The following is a 5,091-nucleotide window of genomic DNA, read 5'->3' as shown; positions in this document are numbered from 1 at the left end:
TTGGAAATCTACTCCTAAGCTGAACCTTTAGTGAAGATAGAGATCAAGGAGATCGCTACAGCAACTAAAGAGACAAATGTAGAAGGTTTTACGTTTCTTAAGTTGAACTTGGAAGTTGGACGACCTACAAGGGTGTTTGTCCGACCAAGGGAAAGAAACGTTAGATCTTTATATCTCTTTCTAACATGAACTCGAAAACAAGGCGAGAGATGAAGATAGAGGTGAACAGTGAGGTGATGATACCGATCATCAAGGTCGTTGCGAAACCTAAGATAGGTCCTGAACCGAAGAAGAATAAAACTACACCTACTAAGAAGGTAGTAATCTGTGAGTCAAGGATAGAAGGCAAAGCGTGTTTGTAACCGTCTGCAATTGCCTGACGTATAGACTTGCCGTTACGCAACTCCTCACGTACACGTTCGTAGATAAGCACGTTGGCATCCACGGCGGTACCCATGGTCAATACGATACCCGCAATACCAGGAAGGGTTAATACCGCATTCAGTGATGCTAAGATACCCATCAAGAAGAACACGTTGAAGATTACGGCGATATTTGCTGCCCAACCGGCTCTGTTGTAATAAGCCACCATGAAGACCATCACCACGATGAATGCGATGATCGACGAGCTGATACCGGCGTCTATAGCTGCCTGACCTAAGGAAGGACCCACGATAGCTTCTTCTACGATTTTCGCCGTAGTAGGAAGACGACCAGACTTCAATACGTTTGCTAGGTCCTTGGTATCTTCGATAGTGAAGTTTCCTGAGATTGAAGAGTTACCTCCTGCGATTTCAGACTGTACAGTAGGTGCTGAATACACTACGTTATCCAATACGATGGCGATAGCTTCTTTGTTTTGAGATGCTTTTGCAGTGATTCTACGCCACTCCTTAGCACCGTATGAGTTCATACGCATAGTAACTTCTGGTGCGTTGGTTTGTGGGTTGAAGTCATCTTTAGCGTCTGTGATTACGTCTCCCGCCAAAGCGGCGCCCCCATCAGGAGTGCTAGGTTTGATAGCGTATAAAGCTAAGAAATTTTGTGTGTCGGGTTTCCGGTTTTACGGCCCACAACAATTTTACGTTAGCAGGGATTAAAGCTTTGATTTCAGGTCTTGCCAAGTAAGCGTTCACCTTAGCCGTATCTTTCAAGGCGGCGATACCTACTTGAGGACCTGGAGCCAACTGTTGTTGACCGTCAGCAGTCTGATAGATTGAAGGCATCAAAACGCTGAACAATGGGTTTTGTGCAGCAAGGTTGGCCACGGCGGCAGCCGAATCAGACTTCGCTTTGTTGCCTGATAAGTTTGCCAACAAGTTGTCCTTCTTTGTAGAATCCGCTTTTGTTGAATCTTTAGCTGCAGCATTGTTGTCTTTCAATGAAGCTGCCAACGTTCTGTTGATTGTCTCTAAAAGAGGATAGATTTGAAGGTTATCATGAGTTTCGTAGAATTCTAATTTTGCCGACCCTTGTAAAAGTTTTCTTACACGTTCAGCATCATTTACTCCAGGCAATTCGATTAAGATACGGTTAGTACCTTGTTGGATTTGAATGTTAGGAGATGCTACACCGAACTTGTCAATACGTGTGCGAAGTACTTTGAAAGAGTTCTGAATAGCGTTATCCGCCTCTACTTGCAAGAATTTTTTTTACTTCGTCGTTTGTACTGTTGTTTTTGATAAAGTTAGCGTTGTCTTTAGTTGCGAAAAACGAAGCTAGGGTAGCAGTAGCGCCTGAGGCTTTATACTCTTCGATAAACAAATCCACAACGTATTTGTTGCTGGTTTTGCTTTTCTTTACTGCTGCATCCAATGCGGCGTTGAATTTCTCATCCTGTGGATTGTTTGCCAGGTTACGGATAAGCTCTTCCAGTGATATTTCCATGGTAACGTTCATACCACCTTTTAGGTCAAGACCTAATGGAAGTTCCTGTGCTTTACATTCTCTGTACGTGTATTTGGCAAAACCCAAATTGTACACGACTTCTCCGGCGATGGAATCCAAATACGCCTTTTCTTTCGCAATGTCGCCACCGGCATATGCGGCAGCTTCTCTTTCTACCTTTCGTGTAACAAACGTAAATGATAGTGCGTACAGACAGGCTAGTGTCAATACGGCTACCAAAAATTTAATCAGCCCTTTACTCTGCATTTTTTTAGTTCTTCTATTAGTTTGATATAGTTTATGATTTTATTGCAACGTAATGATAAAAATATTTAACAAGTTTCGCAAAGGTATAAAAAAAATGTAGAAAGAAAACAAATACGTTTTTAGAAGAGAAGGAGTTTGTAAATGGCTGAAAATATTGGGATAATAAAAAAGGGAATCCTCAAGATTCCCTTCTAAAAAAATAATTTTTTTTATTTCAATACATATTTAATACCGAATGTGAATCCGTCACCGTGGAAACCTTTATCATGGTTTAATCCTAAATACGGTTTGTAGTCTAGGTGTAAGCCAAAAGGAATTGTAGGAATTTTGTATTCTAAACCGATTTGAGGTCTTAAACCAATTAAAGTATGGCCATCACCATCACCAGTCCAAAAACCTACCTGAGCACCCACACCAGCATACCAGTGTAGACCTTCAGCACCGCTGATTGGTCTTTCATATTGCCAGTCTGCACCTAATGACACCCAGCTGTTACGGAAAGCTGCTTGCAATTGTAAGGCTTGAGGACCGTTTAAAGCCGTTTTGTATTGGATACCTACGTTGGCTCCATCGTTACCGTCAAATACTACACCCAATGCAGATCTGAAAGGGGCTTGTGCTTTAGCTTCCGATGCGCCGAATGTTAAAGCGGCAACTGCGATTAATGGTAGAAATAATTTTTTCATATACTATTAATTTAAGTGTTAATAGAACCTTCATATATTCGGGTTCGGTTTCCGTTACAGCAGCAAATATGTTGCCAATTCTATATTTATATATTTTTTACGGTTATATAAAAATGTTACGATTGCTTTAAAAGTTTATATTATAGCGTTTTAGCTCAATTTTATTTTGTTAAATTTTTTATGAATCAATAAGAATAACAGCATAGTATTATAGAGGTGGAGAGGAGAGAATAGCATATCAGGATTAACTTTTTTTGCTTTTGTTTTCGGGTAAAGTCAAAATTTATTATCATAAATTGAAAAAAATGTATTATCTTTGTCCGGCAAATAGAAAACCCATTTAAGGTATTTGCCATGCAATTAGATCCACAAAAATTCATAGCTGAAGGTCTTACATACGACGATGTATTATTAATACCAGCTTACTCTGAAATCTTACCTAGAGACGTAGATACGAGTACTTATCTTACTAAAAAAATCAAGCTAAATATTCCTTTGGTGTCTGCCGCAATGGATACGGTTACCGAATCCGATTTAGCTATCGCTATTGCGCAGGCCGGAGGTATTGGAATGTTGCATAAGAATATGACGATAGATCAACAGGCTGCCGAAGTGCGCAAAGTAAAGCGTTCGGAAAGCGGCATGATTCAGGATCCTGTGACTCTATCGGAAAATGCTACGGTAGGTGATGCGTTCAGCATCATGCGCGAACACAAAATTGGTGGGATTCCGGTGATAGATAACAAAGGAAAATTGGTTGGTATAGTAACCAACCGGGATTTACGTTTCCAAAAAGATATGAGCAGACCTATAAATGAGCTTATGACCAAGGACAATTTGGTAGTAGCTCCTATGGGTACTGACTTATTAAAAGCAGAAGAAATTCTTCAAAATTATAAAATCGAAAAGCTTCCTGTTGTCGATGAGAACTATATATTAAAAGGGCTTATCACCTTCAAGGATATCCAAAAATATAAACACTATCCTAACGCTGCGAAAGACGAGCACGGTCGTCTGTTGGTAGGTGCTGCCGTAGGTGTTACGGTAGATACTATCGAGCGTGTTGATGCCTTGGTAGCTGCAGGGGTGGATGTCATAACCATTGATACGGCGCACGGACATTCTTTAGGCGTTATCAATAAGCTTAAAGAGGTGAAAGCCAAATATCCAGACCTACAGGTTATCGTAGGTAATATTGCCACAGCAGAGGCGGCAAAGGCGTTGGCTGAAGCGGGAGCTGATGCCGTAAAAGTGGGTATAGGTCCTGGTTCTATCTGTACTACACGTATTATTGCCGGAGTGGGAGTTCCACAGCTATATGCTGTTTACCAAGTTTCACAAGCTTTGAAAGGTAGCGGCGTTCCGGTGATTGCTGACGGAGGTATCAAGCAGACCGGTGACATTGCCAAAGCTATAGCTGCCGGTGCGGATACTATTATGGCAGGATCATTGTTTGCCGGTGTGGAGGAAGCTCCTGGAGAAACTATCCTGTTGGAAGGACGTAAGTTCAAGTCTTATCGTGGTATGGGATCTGTTGAAGCTATGGAAAAAGGTTCTAAAGACCGTTATTTCCAAGATGTGGAGGCGGATATCAAAAAATTGGTACCAGAAGGTATTGTGGGACGCGTACCTTATAAAGGAACCTTAGCGGAAGTGGTTTATCAATACATTGGAGGATTGAGAGCTTCGATGGGTTATTGTGGAGCTCCGACCATTGCTAAACTGAAAGAAGCGAAATTTATCCGCATCACTGGTGCCGGGTTGAGAGAGTCGCATCCTCACAATATCCAAATCACTAAAGAAGCACCAAACTACAACAGTAGAGGATAATATTCATACTATATTACTTTTAAAACGTATAGAACAGGTTTCTATGCGTTTTTTTATGAGTCAAAGCCAAAAATTATTACCTTAGTGGGTCTGAAATTTTTTGTTAACAATATACTGCTAAACTTTAATTATTTATTATGGGAAAAGGAGATATTAAAACAAAAAGGGGTAAGCTAACCAAGGGTACTTACGGAAAAACAAGACCATCAAAAAACGCTAGAAAAGAAAAAAAAGGCAGAAGCTAAACAAGAGCAATAAGAAAGTACAAAAGCAGTCTGATAAGGCTGCTTTTGTTGTTTTTTGGATTATTATTTTTTATCAAAACAGTTTGTTTTGATTTTGTTTTGTATAAAAATATGACTTGTATTATTGCAATTATTGTATATTTTTGAGCTAGATAATAATTAAGAGCATTAAAATA

At 40.1% G+C, this 5,091-nt stretch carries 7 protein-coding genes; 2 read left to right on the top strand and 5 right to left on the bottom strand.

Features of this window, described 5'->3' with window-relative positions; genetic code table 11:
• Positions 1-160 precede the first annotated feature (160 nt).
• The 4 genes from secD to SD31_RS13960 form a co-directional block, all read right to left on the bottom strand.
• Positions 161-988, bottom strand: coding sequence for a protein translocase subunit SecD (gene secD, locus SD31_RS19595; RefSeq protein WP_231561684.1), 828 nt, complete (start codon positions 986-988; stop codon positions 161-163).
• 22 nt (positions 989-1,010) lie between these two features.
• Entirely contained in the window at positions 1,011-1,643 is a 633-nt protein-coding gene (locus SD31_RS19590; protein WP_231561682.1) for a hypothetical protein, read from the bottom strand.
• Entirely contained in the window at positions 1,624-2,154 is a 531-nt protein-coding gene (locus SD31_RS19585; protein ID WP_231561680.1) for a hypothetical protein, read from the bottom strand. Before SD31_RS19585 ends, SD31_RS19590 begins: the two co-directional genes overlap by 20 nt.
• A 209-nt stretch (positions 2,155-2,363) precedes the next feature.
• Positions 2,364-2,840, bottom strand: coding sequence for a hypothetical protein (locus SD31_RS13960; protein ID WP_039054568.1), 477 nt, complete (start codon positions 2,838-2,840; stop codon positions 2,364-2,366).
• Positions 2,841-3,194: 354 nt separating this feature from the next.
• On the opposite strand from SD31_RS13960, the gene guaB reads away from it, so the two are divergent.
• Positions 3,195-4,670 carry an IMP dehydrogenase gene (gene guaB / locus SD31_RS13955; RefSeq protein WP_039054567.1) on the top strand — a complete coding sequence of 492 codons (1,476 nt, stop codon included), beginning with the start codon at positions 3,195-3,197 and terminating at the stop codon, positions 4,668-4,670.
• 137 nt (positions 4,671-4,807) lie between these two features.
• Positions 4,808-4,915: a 30S ribosomal protein THX gene (locus SD31_RS16285; protein ID WP_082021982.1), complete on the top strand. Its 108-nt coding sequence runs from the start codon at positions 4,808-4,810 to the stop codon at positions 4,913-4,915.
• Here the strand turns inward: SD31_RS16285 and SD31_RS19580 are convergent.
• Positions 4,912-5,091, bottom strand: a 180-nt coding sequence (locus SD31_RS19580; RefSeq protein WP_039054566.1) for a hypothetical protein, incomplete at its 5' end; no start/stop codon positions are given. The two genes, SD31_RS16285 and SD31_RS19580, sit on opposite strands and share 4 nt — an antisense overlap.

Source organism: Sphingobacterium sp. T2, assembly GCF_000814685.1.
Lineage (GTDB): Bacteria > Bacteroidota > Bacteroidia > Sphingobacteriales > Sphingobacteriaceae > Sphingobacterium > Sphingobacterium thermophilum.
The sequence above is the reverse complement of the archived record's forward strand: the minus strand, read 5'-3'. Positions and strand labels throughout refer to the sequence as shown.

Coding starts and splice junctions, on each gene's coding strand:
- SD31_RS19585 (WP_231561680.1), bottom strand. CDS start 2,154: ATGCAGAGTAAAGGGCTGATTAAATTTTTGGTAGCCGTATTGACACTA.
- SD31_RS13960 (WP_039054568.1), bottom strand. CDS start 2,840: ATGAAAAAATTATTTCTACCATTAATCGCAGTTGCCGCTTTAACATTC.
- guaB (WP_039054567.1), top strand. CDS start 3,195: ATGCAATTAGATCCACAAAAATTCATAGCTGAAGGTCTTACATACGAC.
- SD31_RS16285 (WP_082021982.1), top strand. CDS start 4,808: ATGGGAAAAGGAGATATTAAAACAAAAAGGGGTAAGCTAACCAAGGGT.